The 18,335-nt window shown below is 69.8% G+C and carries 18 protein-coding genes; 4 read left to right on the top strand and 14 right to left on the bottom strand.

The genetic code is table 11. The features are described 5' to 3' along the window. Positions 1–57 precede the first annotated feature (57 nt). The 3 genes from RI138_RS23905 to RI138_RS23895 all read right to left on the bottom strand — a co-directional run bounded on the left by RI138_RS23905 (position 58) and on the right by RI138_RS23895 (position 4,255). Positions 58–2,568, bottom strand: coding sequence for a tetratricopeptide repeat protein (locus tag RI138_RS23905; protein WP_311121555.1), 2,511 nt, complete (start codon positions 2,566–2,568; stop codon positions 58–60). Positions 2,569–2,832: 264 nt separating this feature from the next. Continuing rightward, positions 2,833–3,156, bottom strand: coding sequence for an STAS domain-containing protein (locus RI138_RS23900; protein WP_096626823.1), 324 nt, complete (start codon positions 3,154–3,156; stop codon positions 2,833–2,835). Positions 3,157–3,406: 250 nt separating this feature from the next. Continuing rightward, a complete protein-coding gene (locus RI138_RS23895; protein WP_311121554.1) occupies positions 3,407–4,255 on the bottom strand; it encodes a 3-hydroxyacyl-CoA dehydrogenase family protein in 849 nt (282 codons plus the stop codon). 205 nt (positions 4,256–4,460) lie between these two features. Between RI138_RS23895 and RI138_RS23890 the strand changes: the two genes are divergently transcribed. After that, complete coding sequence (locus RI138_RS23890) at positions 4,461–5,033, top strand: cob(I)yrinic acid a,c-diamide adenosyltransferase (protein ID WP_311121553.1); 573 nt, start codon at positions 4,461–4,463, stop codon at positions 5,031–5,033. Positions 5,034–5,055: 22 nt separating this feature from the next. Here the strand turns inward: RI138_RS23890 and RI138_RS23885 are convergent, their stop codons facing one another. After that, positions 5,056–5,634 (bottom strand): hypothetical protein, encoded by a 579-nt coding sequence (locus tag RI138_RS23885; RefSeq protein ID WP_311121552.1) that lies wholly within the window; start codon positions 5,632–5,634, stop codon positions 5,056–5,058. 151 nt (positions 5,635–5,785) lie between these two features. On the opposite strand from RI138_RS23885, the gene RI138_RS23880 reads away from it, so the two are divergent. From RI138_RS23880 to RI138_RS23870, 3 genes are all read left to right on the top strand, one after another. Further along, positions 5,786–6,985: a sensor histidine kinase gene (locus RI138_RS23880; protein ID WP_311121551.1), complete on the top strand. Its 1,200-nt coding sequence runs from the start codon at positions 5,786–5,788 to the stop codon at positions 6,983–6,985. Further along, positions 6,982–7,632 carry a response regulator transcription factor gene (locus RI138_RS23875; protein ID WP_311121550.1) on the top strand — a complete coding sequence of 217 codons (651 nt, stop codon included), beginning with the start codon at positions 6,982–6,984 and terminating at the stop codon, positions 7,630–7,632. Before RI138_RS23880 ends, RI138_RS23875 begins: the two co-directional genes overlap by 4 nt. A 179-nt stretch (positions 7,633–7,811) precedes the next feature. Continuing rightward, positions 7,812–9,683, top strand: coding sequence for a glycoside hydrolase family 18 chitinase (locus tag RI138_RS23870; RefSeq protein WP_311121549.1), 1,872 nt, complete (start codon positions 7,812–7,814; stop codon positions 9,681–9,683). A gap of 127 nt (positions 9,684–9,810) precedes the next feature. On the opposite strand, the gene RI138_RS23865 is transcribed toward RI138_RS23870, so the two are convergent. The 10 genes from RI138_RS23865 to RI138_RS23820 all read right to left on the bottom strand — a co-directional run bounded on the left by RI138_RS23865 (position 9,811) and on the right by RI138_RS23820 (position 18,129). Then, positions 9,811–10,257: a DUF2550 domain-containing protein gene (locus RI138_RS23865; RefSeq protein ID WP_311122994.1), complete on the bottom strand. Its 447-nt coding sequence runs from the start codon at positions 10,255–10,257 to the stop codon at positions 9,811–9,813. Between the two features lie 133 nt (positions 10,258–10,390). Continuing rightward, the gene (locus RI138_RS23860; protein WP_096626830.1) at positions 10,391–10,765 is read right to left on the bottom strand and encodes a F0F1 ATP synthase subunit epsilon; all 375 of its coding nucleotides are present in this window, start codon (positions 10,763–10,765) and stop codon (positions 10,391–10,393) included. Between the two features lie 110 nt (positions 10,766–10,875). Next, entirely contained in the window at positions 10,876–12,318 is a 1,443-nt protein-coding gene (gene atpD, locus RI138_RS23855) for a F0F1 ATP synthase subunit beta (RefSeq protein WP_096626831.1), read from the bottom strand. Further along, entirely contained in the window at positions 12,318–13,235 is a 918-nt protein-coding gene (locus tag RI138_RS23850) for a F0F1 ATP synthase subunit gamma (RefSeq protein ID WP_096626832.1), read from the bottom strand. Before RI138_RS23850 ends, atpD begins: the two co-directional genes overlap by 1 nt. 3 nt (positions 13,236–13,238) lie before the next feature. Beyond that, positions 13,239–14,810, bottom strand: coding sequence for a F0F1 ATP synthase subunit alpha (gene atpA / locus RI138_RS23845; RefSeq protein ID WP_096626833.1), 1,572 nt, complete (start codon positions 14,808–14,810; stop codon positions 13,239–13,241). Positions 14,811–14,945: 135 nt separating this feature from the next. Next, positions 14,946–15,761: a F0F1 ATP synthase subunit delta gene (locus RI138_RS23840; RefSeq protein ID WP_096626834.1), complete on the bottom strand. Its 816-nt coding sequence runs from the start codon at positions 15,759–15,761 to the stop codon at positions 14,946–14,948. Further along, positions 15,758–16,294, bottom strand: coding sequence for a F0F1 ATP synthase subunit B (locus RI138_RS23835; protein ID WP_096626835.1), 537 nt, complete (start codon positions 16,292–16,294; stop codon positions 15,758–15,760). The genes RI138_RS23840 and RI138_RS23835 overlap by 4 nt, the downstream gene beginning before the upstream one ends. Before the next feature lie 41 nt (positions 16,295–16,335). Further along, positions 16,336–16,566, bottom strand: coding sequence for an ATP synthase F0 subunit C (gene atpE / locus RI138_RS23830; RefSeq protein ID WP_006127588.1), 231 nt, complete (start codon positions 16,564–16,566; stop codon positions 16,336–16,338). Between the two features lie 87 nt (positions 16,567–16,653). Continuing rightward, positions 16,654–17,487 (bottom strand): F0F1 ATP synthase subunit A, encoded by an 834-nt coding sequence (atpB, locus tag RI138_RS23825; RefSeq protein ID WP_311121548.1) that lies wholly within the window; start codon positions 17,485–17,487, stop codon positions 16,654–16,656. A gap of 201 nt (positions 17,488–17,688) precedes the next feature. After that, complete coding sequence (locus RI138_RS23820; protein ID WP_311121547.1) at positions 17,689–18,129, bottom strand: hypothetical protein; 441 nt, start codon at positions 18,127–18,129, stop codon at positions 17,689–17,691. Between the last annotated feature and the right edge of the window lie 206 nt (positions 18,130–18,335).

The raw sequence follows: 18,335 nt of genomic DNA, 5'->3' as shown, positions 1-18,335 counted from the left end.
GCGTATGTCCGGGAGCCTTGACGTACGTTCCGGAGCCTTGACTACGTCCTGAAGCGCTCAGGCCGTCGCGTCGGTGGCCGAGGGCGGCTCCGGGGCGCTCGCCGACTCCACGGGGCCGCTCGCGGAGGAGGAGCCCTCCGACTCCGAGGGGTCCGTCGTGGACGGTGTGGGCGACGGGTCCGGGTCCTCACCGTCCGACTCCGACGGCGAGGGGCTCGCGCCCTCGCTCTCGCTCTCCGTGGGCGTGGGCGTGGTCGGCTTCCCGCTGGGCGACGGGTCGTCGGACGGGCTGCTGCTCTCACTGCCCGTCGGCCCGTCCGTCGGGGTGGTGCCGGTGCTCGTGGAGGCGCTCGGGGACGGCGTACCGGAGGTACTGGGGGTGGCCGGGCCCGAGGCGCCCGGGGTCGTCGGGGCCGCGCCGCCGGTCGTCTCCCGCCCCGGTGTGGAGCCGTCCTGCGGCTCGTCGGCGGGCGTGTCGTCGTCGGTGCCGTCCTCGGAGGCCGACTGCTCGGTGGTGACGTTGCGGCTGCCCGGTTCCTCGCTGCCCGTGGTGACGCCGAGGGTGACGACGGTGCCGAGCACGGCGATCAGCAGCGCGCCCGCGCCCGCCGCGGCGAGGTTGCGCCGGGCCCCGCCCAGGAGCGCGCGGGCGCCGTTCTTGTACGGGGCGGGGCCCGGCGGCAGCAAGGAGATCAGGGTCGGGTCCGGCATCGAGTCCGGGCCGTCCTGCCGGTCCGGCCGGGCGAACACCGGCGGGCCCGGGAACCCGCCGGGCGGCGTGCCCGGGCCGTCCCGGCGTACGACGGGCACCTCGTCGCCCGAGGGGGTGCGGCCGAGGGGGGTGAAGTCACCGGAGCGGTCCGCGACCAGGGCGAGCGCACGGCGTCCGGCGACGGCCCCGGACTTGTCGGCGAGCGCGCCGCGCATACCGATCGAGGTCTCCAGCTCGGTCCGGGCCCGGTCCGGGTTGCCGGTGCAGAGCGCGAGGACGCCCAACTCGTGGTGGAAGTAGGCCTCCTCGGCGACCTCACCGGCGCTCCTGGCGGCCTCCTGGCCGATCCTGAGGGCCCGTTCCCAGGCTCCCCAGCCCAGGCCCGCGGCGAAGGCCGGGGCGGCGCTGCGGGCGAGCAGGACGGCGGCGCTGGCCGCGCCCGCCTCGTCGCCGGGGACCAGCCGGGCCAGGGAGGCGACGATCGCGTCGGACTCGGCGACCGCGCGCTGCGGGGTGACCGAGGGGTGCGAGGTCCACCAGGCGTAGTGCTGGGCGGCGGTACGGGCGTGGGCGGCGGCCTCGTCCGCGTAGCCGCCGGCCTCCAGCTGGGCGAGCACTCCGGCGGCGAGGCGGTAGCGCGGTCCGGCCGGGGAGAGCAGGCCGCAGCCCGCGAGTTCACCGAGTGCGGCGTCCGCGTGGGTGTCGCCCACGAGGGCCGGCAGGTGGGCCTGGTGGGGCACCTCGCCGCCGAGGGCGACGGCGAAGCGCAGGGTCTCGCGGGCGGCCTCGCTGAGCCGGGAGGCCAGCAGCACGGCGGGCGCGGCGCCCTCGCCGAGGCTCGGCAGGGGGACGTCCAGAGCTTCGGCGGTGGGTGCTTCGGGGGCCGGAGGCGCGTCGTCCGGGCGTGGCTCGAAGTAGTCGTACTCGTCGAAGGCCGTGGGGTCGACGCGCAGCTGGTCGCCCTGGCGGAGCAGGGACCCCGCCTGGACGAAGCGCAGCGGCAGCCCTTCGGACTCGAACCAGAGGTCGCCCGCCCAGTTCCGCTCGTCCTCGGTGAGGGGGCGCTCGACGACCTGCTCCAGCAGCTCCAGCGAGGCGCCGCGGCCGAGGCCCGCGAGGAGGACCTCCTCCACGTGGCCCTCCACACCGGGGGTGGCGGCCTCGGGGGTGGCGGCGAACAGGAAGGCGCACTCGGGGGTGGCGCCGAGCAGTTCGTCCAGGGCCGCCCCGGCTATCTCCAGGTCGTCGACGGTGACGACCGCGCCGATGCCCCGCACGAACGTGAGCAGTTCCTCGCGGTCGGGGCGGTGCAGCGGGGCCTGGTAGACCGTGTCGAAGAGGGCGTACAGCAGGTCGGTGGCGGTGCGCCCGCGGCCGCTGAGGCGTACGACGCCGTCGGGGGCGAGGTCGGCGCAGTCGGCGGCGACGACGTCCAGCAGGGCGGTGCGGCCCGATCCGGCCTGGCCGGTCAGGCGTACGCTGCGGCCGCGCGCCAGCAGCCCGACCAGGCGCTCGCGCTCCTCCTGGCGCTCCAGCAGGGGCGGCTGCGGGGCGGGCGGGCCCGGGGGGACGGGGGGTGCGCCCGCGCGCTCGTGGTCGGCGCGCTCGGCGGGGGTGCGGCGGACGGGGGCGGCGGGCTCCGAGCCGGGCGGGCAGGCCTCGACCTCGCTGCCGTCGACGGGGTTGACCGTGACGAGCAGATCACCGGCGGTCAGCCGGACGACACGGACCTGCTGCGGTGTCTGCTGCCCGAAGTCGGCGGCGGCGTCGCGGGACGGCCGCCGGTGGTCCGGCTCGCCGCCGGGACGGTCGTGCCCCTGCCCGTGTTCCTCGGGTGCCCGGTGTGTCGGGTCCATCGCAAAGTCCCCCAGACGCGTCGTGCGCGGTTGCCCCTCCCGGCCTCACACGCCCCGCTGTCGCTTCCGGTCCGGTGTCCACCACTTGGGTTTCGGTTTCATTCGGCGGACGGCCGAACATTAGACCTTGCACAGTATCTACGAAGGGGCGGGGTGCCGCGCCGCCCAGGACGTCACGTTCCGGTGAGGATTGCGCGACTTCTGCCGCCGGATTCCGTCCGTCCGTTCACTCGGCGGGACCGGCGGGGGCAGCAGGACGCCCTCTTAGACGCGCGGCAGCGAGTCGGCGGCGATCCCGCCCTCGATGGCCAGGATGCGGTGCAGCCGGGTGGCCACCAGGAGGCGCTGCATCTGCGGCGGCACACCGCGCAGCACGAGGCGGCGTCCGGCCCGTCCGGCCCGGCGGTGGGCCCCCATGATGACGCCGAGTCCGGTGGCGTCCCAGGAGTCCAGCTCGGTCAGGTCCAGCACGAGGTCGCCAGCTCCGTCGTCGACGGCCGTGTGCAGGACCGTACGGGCGTCCGCCGCGCTTCGGACGTCGAGGCGGCCCCCGACGACCAGCTCGGCGTGGTCGCCCCTGATGTGCATATGCGCTCCCCGGTCATGCTCCGTAGAAGGTCCGTCTGTCTTTTCTTCTGCCTGTGCTTCTGTCTCTGTCACAACTGACTGCCCCGGCGACAGGGAAGTTGCCGTCTGTAAGCGAACCGATACCGAATTCACTCGGTGGAGTGAAGCCGGTTCGCCGGAGACCGGTCGCTGCCGGGTACACTCCCCGGCTTCCTCGGCTCCCCCGGCCCTGACGGCGGCGGGCCGACGGGCCGGGGAGCGCGGTTCGCGGTCAGTACGTGTAGAAGCCCTGCCCGCTCTTGCGCCCGATGTCACCTGCGTCGACCATCCGGCGCATCAGCTCCGGGGCGGCGAACTTCTCGTCCTGGGACTCGGTGTAGATGTTGCCGGTGGCGTGCAGCAGGATGTCGACGCCGGTGAGGTCGGCCGTGGCGAGCGGGCCCATGGCGTGGCCGAAGCCCAGCTTGCAGGCGATGTCGATGTCCTCGGCCGAGGCGACGCCCGACTCGTACAGCTTGGCCGCCTCGACGACGAGCGCCGAGATGAGCCGGGTGGTGACGAAGCCCGCCACGTCGCGGTTGACGACGATGCAGGTCTTGCCGACGGACTCGGCGAACTCCCGTGCGGTGGCGAGGGTTTCGTCGCTGGTCTTGTAGCCGCGTACCAGCTCGCAGAGCTGCATCATCGGGACCGGCGAGAAGAAGTGCACGCCGACGACGCGCTCCGGACGCTCCGTCACGGCCGCGATCTTGGTGATCGGGATGGCGGAGGTGTTGGAGGCGAGGACGGTGTGCTCGCCGACGACCTTGTCCAGGGAGCGGAAGATCTCGTGCTTGACCTCCAGCTTCTCGAAGACGGCCTCCACGACGACGTCCGCGTCCGCGACGGCGTCGAGGTCGGTGGTCGTGGTGATGCGGGCGAGCGCTGCCTCGGCGTCGGCGGCCTCCAGCTTGCCCTTGGCGACGAACTTGTCGTACGAGGCCTCGATGCCGTCGCGGCCACGCGTCAGCGCGGCGTCGGTGACGTCCCGCAGCACGACGTCCCAGCCCGCCTGGGCGGAGACCTGCGCGATCCCGGACCCCATGAGTCCGGCCCCGATGACGGCGAGCTTCCTGGCCACGTTCGCACCCCTTGGTTTCTGTTCGCCTGTGCGGCATTTGTTCACGGCGGTTCACATGCTCTCCGGCGGAGGTTAGTACCCGTCGGGCGCGCTGGGGCCGCGAAGAGATGCGCGTCACGTCTCGAATGACGGACATCACACCGGGACGCGTCATTCGGCTCCACGCCGTGCGCAGTTGGGGGTTCGGCGTCACTACGCTGACCCCATGGTCAATCTGACGCGCATCTACACCCGGACCGGCGACCGGGGTACCACCGCCCTCGGCGACATGAGCCGCACAGCCAAGACCGATCTGCGGATCTCGGCGTACGCGGACGCCAACGAGGCCAACGCGGTGATCGGGACCGCCATCGCGCTGGGGCAGCTGCACGAGGACGTGGTCAAGGTCCTCGTACGGGTCCAGAACGACCTGTTCGACGTGGGCGCCGACCTGTCCACCCCGGTGGTCGAGGACCCGAAGTATCCGCCGCTGCGGGTCGAGCAGTCCTACATCGACAAGCTGGAGGCGGACTGCGACCGCTTCCTGGAGGAGCTGGAGAAGCTGCGCAGCTTCATCCTTCCCGGGGGTACGCCGGGGGCCGCACTGCTCCACCAGGCGTGCACGGTGGTCCGGCGGGCCGAGCGGTCCACCTGGGCGGCGCTGGAGGTGCACGGTGAGTCGATGAACGCCCTGACCGCCACGTATCTCAACCGCCTCTCCGACCTCCTGTTCATTCTGGCGCGGAGCGCGAACAAGGAGGTCGGGGACGTGCTGTGGGTGCCGGGCGGCGAGCGCTGACGCTTCCCGGGCGGGGGCCCGCCTACTTCTCGGCCGGTTCCCGCTCGACGGCGGCGTCTTCGTAGCCCTTCGGGGCCTGCTTCGGGAACAGCGTGTAACTCCCGGCGATGATCAGGTTGATGCCGATCACCCAGCCCATCTTCTGCTGCCACATCCGCAGCGAGCTGGTCTCCCCGCCGGAGCCGACGTACCAGACCGCCGCCTGGAGCAGCCCGAGCGCGACGGTCGCGGCGAGGATCCAGCGGGCGGCGGCGCGCCACTCGTGGACGGCGCGGGCCGTGCCGTACTTCGGCGGCTTCACCGGCGGCGGGCCGCCGAACCAGCGGTGGGCGACACGGGCGTCCACCCACTTGATGGTGTGGTGGCCGAGGCCCACGGTGAAGCCGATGTAGACGGCGGCCAGCCCGTGCTTCCAGTCGGGCTCGGCCCCGTTCTTCAGGTCGATCGCCGTCACCACCAGCAGCAGGACCTCCAGCAGCGGCTCGCACAGCAGCACGGCGGCTCCGAGCCTCGGTTTCCTCGCGACGTAGCGCAGTGCGAGCCCCGCGGCCAGCAGCACCCAGAAAGCGACCTCGCAGGCCACGACCAGAATGGCGATCACAGCGTCTCTCCTCCCGTTCCCCTCCAGCCTCCCGTCCGCGGGGCGGGGAATCGTCGTCGGCAGTGACGAAACGGGACTGCATCCTTCGATGTAGTCGCGCATCGGTCCGCGAAGGGAGGCCGGGCGTCCGCGCGGCGTGTTGGATGGAGAGGTGCTCACCTCGATCCGCCCCCACCGCGACGATGTGCTCCTTGCCGCCTGCGGGCTGCTCGGGGGGCTGCTCCTGTGGCGGCTCGGCCTGCACACCCAGGGCGGCCGCCCCTTCTCCGCACCCTGGATCACCCTCGTACCGCTGACCGTGATGGCCGCGATGGAGCTGCTGCGCCGCAGCGCCCCGCGCACGGCGCTGGCCTTCGGCGCGCTCGCGCTGATCGCGGACCAGTTCACCCGGGGCAGTCTGGCGACCGTCCTGATGTTCACGGACGTGATGTACGCGGCCGTGCTGTATGGGACCCCGGCCGCGGCCCGCCGCCTCCCGGTGGCCACGCTCCTGGTCACCGTCGCGTCCACGATCGGTTTCCTGGCGTGGTTCCGCAGGCCCGAGGCGCTGCTGATCGGTGTCGTCACGGGACTGGTCACCTTCGTCCCGGCGATCACCGGGGTCAGCGTGCGCAACCACCGCGCCGCCGCCGAGGCCGCCCGGCTGGCCGCCGACCAGACCGCGCGGCTGGCGGAGCTGGACCGGACACAGGCGGTGGTCGCCGAGCGGGCCCGGATGGCCCGGGAGCTGCACGACATGGTGGCCAACCACCTCTCCGCCGTGGCGATCCACTCCACGGCGGCCCTGTCCATCGACGACCCGGAGACCTCGCGGCGGGCCCTCGGGGTGATCCGGGAGAACAGCGTGGAGGGGCTCGCGGAGATGCGGCGGCTGATCGGGCTGCTGCGCGAGGGCGGCGAGGGCGATGCCCCAGCCGCCGCGCCGACGCTCGCCGCACTGGACGCACTGGTCGAGCAGGCGAACACCAACGCCGCGTCCAGCGGGCTGACCTGCACCCTGGAGGACACCCGGGCGACGGGCTCCGACCCGCTGCCGACGCCGGTGGAGCTGGCCGCGTACCGGATCGTTCAGGAGTCCCTGACGAACGCCCTCAAGCACGCGGCGCCGGGCCCGGTGGTGGTGCGCCTAGGCCGGACCGGGGAGCTGCTGACGGTCGAGGTGACCAGTGTGTTCGGGGAGCGCCCCGGTCCCACGGCGCCAGGGTCCGGGGCCGGGCTCGTGGGCATGCGGGAGCGGGTGGCGTTGCTCGGCGGGACAATCGAGGCGGGGCCCGGGCCGGCCGCCGACGGCACCAAGATCTGGCGGGTGCGGGCCGAACTGCCCGTATGGGAAAGGAAGATGCGGGAATGACGATCCGGGTACTGGTCGCGGAGGACCAGTCGGCGGTGCGCGCGGGGCTGGTGCTGATCCTCTCCAGCGCGCCGGACATCGAGGTCGTCGGGGAGGCGGGAGACGGCGAGGCCGCGGTGCGCCTGGCGCGTGAACTCCGCCCGGATCTCGTCCTGATGGATGTGCAGATGCCCCGGCTGGACGGGGTGTCGGCGACCCGGCAGGTGGTTGCGGAGGAGCTGGCGGACGTTCTCGTCCTGACCACGTTCGACCTCGACGCGTACGTGTTCGGGGCGCTGCGGGCCGGGGCCTCGGGCTTCCTGCTGAAGAACACCGACGCCCGCGATCTGCTGGAGGCGGTACGGACGGTGGCGCGCGGCGAGGGCCTGATCGCCCCGGCCGTGACCCGTCGGCTGATCGCGGAGTTCGCCGGAGCCACACCCGTACGTGCGAGGGAGGCGGCCGATCCGGCGGTGCTGGACGCACTGACCCGGCGGGAGCGCGAGGTGCTGGGGTGTCTGGGCGAGGGCCTGTCCAACGCGGAGATCGCGCTGCGGCTGTCGATGGCGGAGGCCACGGTGAAGACCCACGTCAGCAGGCTGCTCGGGAAGCTGGAGCTGCGCAGCCGGGTCCAGGCGGCCGTCCTGGCACAGGAGTTGGGGATCTGACCCGCTTCCGGGCCTCGTTCCCCCATCTAAGGTCTGGACCTCTTGACGATTGGTCCAGACCTTCCTACTGTCACCGAAACACACTGCGGTGAGTACGGGAACACTACGTACTCAGGGCGGCGCAGGGTTTGCAGTCCACGAATTACCCCCGTTTGTTGGACCTCACCCGAGGAGCACCGTTGAGCACTGAATCCCCCCAACGCCGTTCCAGATTCCGATGGATACCCACCCGGAGCGGAAGATCCAAGGTCGTGGCGGGCCTGACCGCGCTCGTCGTCCCGCTGGCCGCGATGGTGGGTCTCGCCTCCCCCGCCTCGGCAGCCGCGTCGGCCACTGCCACATACACCAAGAAATCGGACTGGGGCAGCGGCTTCGAGGGCCAGTGGACGGTGAAGAACACCGGCACCACCGCGCTCTCCTCCTGGACGATCGAGTGGGACTTCCCCTCGGGCACCGCGGTCGGTTCCGCCTGGGACGCCGCCGTCACCAGCAGCGGCAACCACTGGACCGCCAAGAACCTCTCCTGGAACGGGACCATCGCCCCCGGCGCCAGCGTCAGCTTCGGCTTCAACGGCACCGGCTCCGGCTCCCCCTCGGGCTGCAAGCTGAACGGCGCCTCCTGTGACGGCGGCACCGTCCCGGGCGACAACCCGCCCTCCGCCCCGGGCACCCCGACCACCAGCGATGTCACGGACACCTCGGTGAAGCTCAGCTGGAGCGCGGCCACCGACGACAACGGCGTCAAGAACTACGACGTGCTGCGCGACGGGGCGAAGGTCGCCACGGTCACCGGCACCACCTACACCAACACCGGCCTGACCGCGGGCACCGACTACTCCTACGCCGTGCAGGCCCGGGACACCGCCGACCAGACCGGCCCGGTCTCCGGCTCCGTCTCCGTGCGCACCACCGGCGGAGGCGGCGAGCCGCCCGTCGGCGACAAGATCAACCTGGGATACTTCACCAACTGGGGCGTCTACGGACGCAACTACCACGTCAAGAACCTGGTGACGTCCGGCTCCGCCGCGAAGATCACGCACATCAACTACGCCTTCGGCAACGTGCAGAACGGCAAGTGCACCATCGGTGACGCGTACGCCGACTACGACAAGGCGTACACCGCCGCCCAGTCCGTGGACGGCGTCGCCGACACCTGGGACCAGCCGCTGCGCGGCAACTTCAACCAGCTGCGCAAGCTGAAGGCCGAGTACCCGCACATCAAGGTCCTCTGGTCCTTCGGCGGCTGGACCTGGTCCGGCGGCTTCCCCCAGGCCGCGCAGAACCCCGCCGCCTTCGCCCAGTCCTGCTACGACCTGGTCGAGGACCCCCGCTGGGCCGATGTCTTCGACGGCATCGACCTGGACTGGGAGTACCCCAACGCCTGCGGCCTGACCTGTGACACCAGCGGCCCGGACGCACTGAAGAAGCTGGCCTCCGCCACGCGGGCGAAGTTCGGCTCCGACAACCTGGTCACCGCCGCCATCACCGCGGACGCCTCGGCCGGCGGCAAGATCGACGCCACCGACTACGCGGGCGCCGCCCAGTCCTTCGACTGGTACAACGTGATGACGTACGACTTCTTCGGCGCCTGGGCCAAGCAGGGCCCGACGGCCCCGCACTCGCCGCTGAACCCCTACACCGGCATCCCGCAGGAGGGCTTCACCTCCTCCGAGGCCATCGCCAAGCTCAAGGCGAAGGGCGTCCCGGCCAAGAAACTCCTCCTCGGCATCGGCTTCTACGGCCGCGGCTGGACCGGCGTCACCCAGTCCGCCCCCGGCGGCACGGCGACCGGCGCGGCCTCGGGCACGTACGAGGCGGGCATCGAGGACTACAAGGTCCTCAAGAACACCTGCCCGGCCACCGGCACCATCGCCGGCACGGCCTACGCCCACTGCGGCAACAACTGGTGGAGCTACGACACCCCGGCCACCATCGGCTCCAAGATGACCTGGGCGAAGAACCAGGGCCTGGGAGGTGCGTTCTTCTGGGAGTTCTCCGGTGACACCGCCAACGGTGAACTGGTGAGCGCCATCGACAGCGGTCTCCAGTAGCCGCGGGAGTGATCCCCACGCCGTAACGGCACGCACCACCCCGGAAAAGCACCGGGGAGACGGGTCCGCCCCCCGTCTCCCCGGTTTTTCGCTGTGTACGCGTTCGATCTCGCTGGGTGCGCGGCCGCTACGCGACGTTGACCCGCTGGCCGGGCGGTGCCGCCTCCAGCCAGGCCAGGAAGCCGGTCAGGGCGTCCTCGCTCATCGCCAGCTCCAGGCGCGTCCCCCGGTGGAGACAGCCGAGCACGACGGAGTCGGAGAGCAGCGCGAGCTCCTCCTCGCCCTCCGGCAGCCGGCGGGCGATCACCTCGATCGCAGAACGCTCCAGGCCCCGGCGGGGGCGAGGAGCGTAGGAGAAGACCCGGAACCAGTCGACGCGGTCACCGCTGTAGCGGGCGACCCCGTACACCCAGCCCTTGCCCAGGGAGTCGGGCTCCTCGGACACATCCCAGCGCAGGCTGCAGTCGAAGGTCCCACCGGACCGCTGGATCAGCCGCCGTCGCAGACCGAAGACGAACAACCCCAACAGGACCAGTACGACGACGGACACGCCCACCCACAACGCGAGGACCATCTCCACCGACCTCCTCGCATCGTCGAGTAACGGATACCGAAATACGTATTGCACCTGCATCGCCTCAGCCGCGACACGGCTGGATTGCTCCAGCTCGGGCCGCGGCTGAGTAAAAACATCTGTCAGCGGGGTGCTAGCGCACCGCCACCGCGCGCAGTCGTACGTCCGCACGCCGCTGGGCAGCGGCGTCCGCCTCCGACTTCGCGAGCTCCAGCGCCCGCTCGGCGCGCTCGACATCGATCTCGTCCGCCAGCTCGGCGATCTCGGCCAGCAGCGACAGTTTGTCGTCCGCGAACGAGATGAATCCACCGTGCACGGCGGCGACGACGGTGCCGCCCTCACTCGTGCGGATCGTCACCGGGCCCGATTCCAGCACACCGAGAAGCGGCTGGTGACCGGGCATGACGCCGATGTCGCCGGACGTGGTGCGCGCGACGACCAGGGTGGCCTCGCCGGACCAGACACTACGGTCCGCGGCGACCAGCTCGACATGCAGCTCAGCAGCCAAGGGTGGCTCCTCGGGTCACCACCCGGCGGTCGATGCCGGGTGTTGGGTCAATTCTACGGGGCGTGGTGAGGGGGGCGGGACACACCCGCCCCCCTCGGTGAGCCGGGGGCTCAGGAGACGCCGAGCTCCTTGGCCTTGGCCTTGAGGTCGTCCAGGCCACCGCACATGAAGAACGCCTGCTCCGGGAAGTGGTCGTAGTCACCGTCGCAGATCGCGTTGAACGCGGCGATCGACTCGTCGAGCGGCACGTCCGAACCGTCCAGGCCGGTGAACTGCTTGGCGGCGTGGGTGTTCTGAGACAGGAAGCGCTCGACGCGACGGGCACGGTGGACAACGAGCTTGTCCTCCTCGCCCAGCTCGTCGATACCGAGGATCGCGATGATGTCCTGGAGGTCCTTGTACTTCTGCAGGATTCCCTTGACGCGGCTGGCCGCGGCGTAGTGGTCCTGCGAGATGTAGCGCGGGTCCAGGATGCGGGACGTGGAGTCCAGCGGGTCCACGGCCGGGTAGATGCCCTTCTCGGAGATCGGACGGGAGAGAACCGTCGTCGCGTCGAGGTGGGCGAACGTGGTGGCCGGGGCCGGGTCGGTCAGGTCGTCCGCGGGGACGTAGATCGCCTGCATCGAGGTGATCGAGTGACCACGCGTCGAGGTGATGCGCTCCTGGAGCACACCCATCTCGTCGGCCAGGGTCGGCTGGTAGCCCACCGCGGACGGCATACGGCCGAGCAGCGTGGAGACCTCGGAACCGGCCTGCGTGAAGCGGAAGATGTTGTCGATGAAGAGCAGCACGTCCTGCTTCTGCACATCGCGGAAGTACTCCGCCATGGTCAGGGCGGACAGGGCGACGCGCAGACGCGTGCCCGGCGGCTCGTCCATCTGGCCGAAGACGAGCGCGGTCTTGTCCAGAACGCCCGACTCGGTCATCTCGTCGATGAGGTCGTTGCCCTCACGGGTGCGCTCACCGACACCGGCGAACACCGACACACCGTCGTGCAGCTTCGCCACACGCATGATCATTTCCTGGATGAGGACCGTCTTGCCGACGCCCGCACCACCGAACAGACCGATCTTGCCGCCCTTGACGTACGGGGTCAGCAGGTCGACGACCTTCAGGCCGGTCTCGAACATCTCGGTCTTCGACTCAAGCTGGTCGAAGGCCGGGGCCTTGCGGTGGATCGGCCAGCGCTCGGTGATCTGCGCCTCGGCCTCCGGCTCGTTCAGGATCTGACCGAGGGTGTTGAACACCTTGCCCTTGGTGATGTCACCGACAGGGACGGTGATACCCGCGCCCGTGTCGGTCACCGGGGCCTGGCGGACCAGGCCGTCGGTGGGCTGCATCGAGATCGCGCGGACCACGCCGTCACCCAGGTGCTGGGCGACCTCAAGGGTCAGCGTCTTGCGGGCGCCGTCCTCGGCCGGGTCGGCGACCTCGACGTGGAGGGCGTTGTAGATCTCCGGCATCGCGTCGACGGGGAACTCCACGTCGACGACCGGGCCGATGACCCGGGCGACGCGGCCCGTGGCAGCGGCCGTCTCAACTGTCGTCGTCATTACTTGTCACTCCCCGCGGTCGCGTCGGCCAGAGCACTGGCACCGCCGACGATCTCGCTGATTTCCTGGGTGATTTCGGCCTGTCGGGCCGCGTTGGCAAGCCGGGACAGGCTCTTGATGAGGTCCCCGGCGTTGTCGGTCGCCGACTTCATCGCGCGGCGGCGGGCAGCGTGCTCGGAAGCGGCCGCCTGCAGCAGTGCGTTGTAGATGCGGCTCTCGACGTAGCGCGGCAGAAGGGCGTCGAGGACGTCCTCGGCCGACGGCTCGAAGTCGAACAGCGGAAGGATCTCACCCTTGCGGGTGCTCTCCTCGGCCACCTCGTCGAGCGAAAGCGGCAGCATCCGGTTGTCGACCGCGTTCTGCGTCATCATCGACACGAATTCCGTGAAGACGATGTGCAGCTCGTCGACGCCGCCCTCGGCCGTGTCCTTCTGGATGGCCTCGATCAACGGGGCGGCGATGCGCTTGGCATCGGCGTACGCCGGGTTGTCGGTGAAGCCGGTCCAGGAGTCCTCGACCTTGCGCTCGCGGAAGCCGTAGTACGCGACACCCTTGCGGCCGACGATGTACGTGTCGACCTCCTTGCCCTCTTCGGCAAGGCGCTCCCGCAGCCGCTCCGCGGCCTTGATGGCGTTGGAGGAGTAGCCGCCGGCCAGACCGCGGTCGCTCGTGACGAGCAGGACCGCGGCCCGGGTCGGGACCTCGACCTCGGTGGTGAGCGGGTGCTTGGCGTCGGAGCCGGTCGCCACCGCGGTCACCGCACGGGTGAGCTCGGTCGCGTACGGCATGGATGCCGCCACCTTGCGCTGCGCCTTGACGATGCGCGAGGCGGCGATCATCTCCATCGCCTTGGTGATCTTCTTGGTCGCGGTGACGGCTTGGATGCGGCGCTTGTAAACGCGAAGCTGAGCGCCCATCGATCAGCCCTCGCCCAGGAGCTTGCCGTCCGAGGTCTCGAACTGCTGCTTGAAGGCGGCGATCGCGTCGGCGACCGACTGCAGCGTGTCGTCGGACATCTTGCCGCCCTCGGCGATGCTGGTCAGGAGGTCCTTGCGCTCACGGCGCAGGAACTCCAGCAGCTCAGCCTCGAAGCGACGGATGTCCTCGACCGGGACGTCGTCCATCTTGCCCGTGGTGCCGGCCCAGACCGAGACGACCTGCTCCTCCATCGGGAACGGGGCGTACTGCGGCTGCTTCAGCAGCTCGACCATGCGCTTACCGCGCTCCAGCGAGGCCTTCGAGGCCGCGTCCAGGTCGGAACCGAAGGCGGCGAACGCCTCCAGCTCGCGGTACTGGGCGAGGTCCACGCGAAGCCGGCCGGAGACCTGCTTCATGGCCTTGTGCTGGGCGGAGCCACCGACTCGGGAGACCGAGATACCGACGTTGAGCGCCGGACGCTGACCCGCGTTGAACAGGTCGGACTCCAGGAAGCACTGGCCGTCGGTGATGGAGATGACGTTGGTCGGGATGAACGCCGACACGTCGTTCGCCTTGGTCTCGACGATCGGGAGGCCCGTCATCGAACCCGCGCCCATCTCGTCGGAGAGCTTGGCGCAGCGCTCCAGCAGACGCGAGTGCAGGTAGAAGACGTCACCCGGGTAGGCCTCGCGGCCCGGCGGGCGGCGCAGCAGCAGGGACACGGCGCGGTAGGCGTCGGCCTGCTTCGAGAGGTCGTCGAAGATGATCAGGACGTGCTTGCCCTGGTACATCCAGTGCTGGCCGATGGCCGAACCGGTGTACGGCGCCAGGTACTTGAAGCCGGCCGGGTCGGACGCCGGGGCGGCGACGATGGTCGTGTACTCCAGCGCACCGGCCTCTTCGAGCGCACCACGCACGGAGGCGATGGTGGAACCCTTCTGACCGATGGCGACGTAGATGCAGCGCACCTGCTTGTTCACGTCGCCCGAGCGCCAGTTGTCGCGCTGGTTGATGATCGTGTCGACGGCCAGAGCGGTCTTACCCGTCTGACGGTCGCCGATGATCAGCTGACGCTGGCCGCGGCCGATCGGCACCATGGCGTCGACGGCCTTGTAGCCGGTCTGCATGGGCTCGTGCACCGACTTGCGGACCATGACGCCAGGGGCCTGCAGCTCTAGGGCGCGGCGGCTGTCGGTCTCGATCTCGCCGAGACCGTCGATCGGGTTGCCGAGCGGGTCGACGACACGGCCGAGGTAACCCTCGCCCACGCCGACGGAGAGCACCTCACCGGTGCGCTGCACCGGCTGGCCCTCCTCGATGCCGCTGAACTCGCCGAGGACGATCGCACCGATCTCGCGCTCCTCAAGGTTGAGGGCGAGACCGAGGGTTCCGTCCTCGAACTTCAGCAGCTCGTTCGCCATGGCGGAGGGCAGGCCCTCCACCTTCGCGATGCCGTCGCCGGCAACGCTGACCGTACCGACCTCCTCGCGCGAGGCCGCGTCCGGCTGGTACGACTGGACAAAGTTCTCCAGTGCGTCCCGGATCTCCTCCGGCCGGATCGTGAGCTCCGCCATCTGGGTTCCCTGCTCTCCTTGTTGGGCCCGAAGTTTCTTAAGGGGGTCTGGGGGCCGACCCCCAGGAATCTTCTGCAGTTTCTGCACGGCCCAACCGGGCCGCTGGTCTTGCGTGTACTTTTGCGCTGCGCTGTGTCAGCCGGCGATGCGACGGGTCGCCTCGTCGAGGCGCTCCGCAACGGTGCCGTTGATGATCTCGTCACCGACGCGCACCGAGATCCCGCCGAGGACCGCGGGGTCCACGTCGAGGTTCAGGTGCATCTCGCGGCCGTAGAGCTTCGCCAGGGCGGCGCCGAGACGCTGCTTCTGCCGGTCGCTGAGCGGCACCGCCGAGGTGACGACGGCGACCATGCGGTCCCGGCGCTCCGCGGCGAGCTTGGACAGCGAGTCCAGCCCTGCTTCCAGGCTACGTCCACGGGGCTGGGTCACCAGGCGGACGATGATCCGCTCGGTGACCGGCTGCGCCTTGCCGCCGAGCAGGCTGCGCAGCAGCTCACTCTTGGCGGCGGCCGTGGCTGTACGGCTGGTGAGCGCGGACCGCAGCTCCTGGTCGGAGCCGATGATCCGGCCGAACCGGAACAGCTCGTCCTCGACGTCGTCGAGGGCGCCGCCGCGCTGGGCGGCGGTGAGGTCGGCGGTGTTCGCCAGCTCCTCGACCGAGTCCACCAGGTCGCGCGACTGCGACCAGCGGGACCGGACGAGACCGGAGACCAGGTCGACGGTTTCGCCGCCGACCTGACCGCCGAGCAGGCGGGCGGCCAGCTCGGCCTTGCTCTCGCCGCTCTGGGCCGGGTCGGTGAGGACCCGGCGCAGGGATACTTCGCGGTCGAGCAGTGCGGTGACCGAAGCCAGCTCCTCGGCGAGCTTCGCCGCGTCGACCGACGTGTTGTCGGTCAGCGCGTCGAGACGCTCACGTGCGGCAGCCAGTGCCTCGCGGCTCGCGCCGTTCATCGGGCGGCCTCGGCCTTCGCCTCAAGCTCGTCGAGGAACCGGTCGACGGTGCCGCTCTGCCGGGCGTGGTCCTGGAGGGACTCACCGACGAGCTTGCCGGCCAGGTCGGTGGCGAGCTTGCCGACGTCCTGGCGGAGTGCGGAAGCCGCAGCCTTGCGGTCGGCCTCGATCTGGGCGTGGCCGGCGGCGATGATCTCTTCGCGCTGCCGCTGACCTTCCGCCTTCATCTCCTGGATGATGACGGCACCCTGCTCCTGCGCCTCCTGGCGCAGGCGGGCGGCCTCGTGGCGGGCTTCGGCGAGCTGAGCCTTGTACTGCTCAAGAACGCTCTGGGCCTCGGTCTGAGCCGCTTCGGCCTTCTCGATGCCACCTTCGATCGCCTCACGACGCTCGTCCAGGGCCTTGTTGATGGCCGGGAGGAGCTTCTTGTAGAAAGCGAAGAAGACAATGCTGAAGCAGATCAGGCCGATGAGAATCTCGGGCCAGACCGGCAGCAGCGGTGACTGCGGCTCCTCAGCTGCCAAGTGCAACATGGTGGACCTTTCGTCGAAAACGTATCGTCAGGTCGCCTGGACTACTTCGGGTAGATGAAGGGCGCGACGAAGCCGATCAGGGCCAGGGCCTCGATGACGGCGAAGCCGAGCAGCATGTTCTGGCGGATGAGGCCGGCGGCCTCGGGCTGGCGGGCGATGGCCTGCACACCGTTACCGAAGATGATGCCGATGCCGACGCCGGGGCCGATCGCCGCGAGGCCGTAACCGATGGTGCCGACGTTGCCCACAACGGCTGCGAGAGTCTCAGACATTGATCTGTGATTCCTTCTCTTGATTGGCCGGTGGAGATTGCGTCCACCGGACGACTAAGGGGTGTCCGGGCGGTGGCCCGGGTGTCCTCAGTGCGCTTCTTCGAGCGCCTGGGACAAGTACGTGGCGGTCAGCACGGTGAACACGTAGGCCTGGAGCGCCTGAATGAACATCTCGAAGACGGTCAGGGCCAGGGTCACGGCGAACGACGCGGTGGCGTACACGGTGCCGAGCACGGTGCCGAGCATGTACCACGTCGCGATCGTGAAGACCAGGATGAGGATGTGACCGGCGAACATGTTCGCGAAGAGTCGGACCGCCAGCGTGAAGGGGCGCACGAAGATGCTCGATACGAACTCGATCGGCGTCAGGATCACGTAGATCGGCTTGGGCAGGCCGCTCGGCACGCACAGGTTGCGGATGCCTCCGACGAAACCGTGGTTCCGGAAGGTCACCGTCATGTAGGTGGCCCACACGAGGAGGGCCAGTCCGATCGGGTAGGCGATCAGCGAGGTCACCGGGAACTGCGCGATCGGAATGATCGCCCAGAGGTTCATCACCCAGATGAAGAAGAACAGCGACACCAGCAGCGGGACGAAGGGCTCGCCCTTCTTGCCGATGATCTCCTTGGCAATGCCCCGGTGCACGAAGTCGTAGAGAGCTTCGGCGACCATCTGCAGCTTGCCCGGAACGACCTTGGGCTTGGAGAAGCCGGCCCAGAACAGGCTCAGGATGGCGATCGTTCCGATGATCGCCAGCAGCATCGGCTTGTTGAAGTCGACCGGACCGACACTGAAGATCGGGTCGAAAATGAACGACCACGCGCTCGGGGCTGGGAATCCGCACGAACCCTGGAACAGGTGGCAGTCAACCTCGAAAGCGAGCGTCTGGGCGTCAGCAGTCACCAGGAGCTCCTTCTGCATGGCGCATGGATACGGCTACCTCGTTGTATCGGAGCGGCTGGCAGCCGCAGGTCGGCACCGGACTGGATTCTTACGGTGAGGAGGCGGCGGCCGGGCCCGAAGCCTCGCGATGAATCAGGCGACAGCCGTGTTGTCCGCGCCCGCAGTACCGCAACCGAGACCGGACGATAGCAGCATGTCGAACAGGGCTTTATCCCGGCCCTACTGGTCATGCTTGTCCTCGGTTCCGCCCGGGGCGTTCCGGCTCTCCGCCTCCGGATCCACGTACAGGGTCTTGCTCCTGGCATGCAGCACGGTCTGCGTGATGATCCATGTGATCACCGAGGCGACCAGCGTGAGGGCGAAGACCTGGAGGTCGAAGAGCGACGTGTCCCTGATGCCCATGATCAGCAGGAGCAGGAGCACGAGCTGGACCGAGTAGACCATCAGCCCCATGCCCTGGAACAGGTGGGGCATCGACTTGGCGACCCACTGCAACGCCAGCTGTCCGAGGGCCATGAAGAGGATGACCACCACGCAGCCCACCACGGCGCCGATCGCCCCCTCGCCGCCGGCGAGCAGGCCGCCGACAAGCGTGGCGATGGCGCCCACCGCGGCGGTGGGGGCGGCGATGCGCAGTACTTCGCGCATGTCGGACTGCATGGCGGCAGCTCCACTGGTCTTGGGGAGGAATGGGGCGTCGTCATGGACGAGCGTAGGCCCGGTCCGCAGAGCGGAGACCTGGGCCAATGGACCGTCTCACTAGGGTCCTTCGGCTCCGTCACCGGGTCTCGTGAACGGTATCACAAACTATTTGATGAGGTCTTTACCTGGAAAGTGTGCCACCTGTCACACATGAGAGTTACCCC

Origin of the sequence: Streptomyces durocortorensis, from assembly GCF_031760065.1 — a bacterium.
In the GTDB taxonomy this organism is placed as follows: Bacteria; Actinomycetota; Actinomycetes; order Streptomycetales; family Streptomycetaceae; genus Streptomyces.
This window is presented reverse-complemented; position numbering and strand designations above follow the sequence as displayed.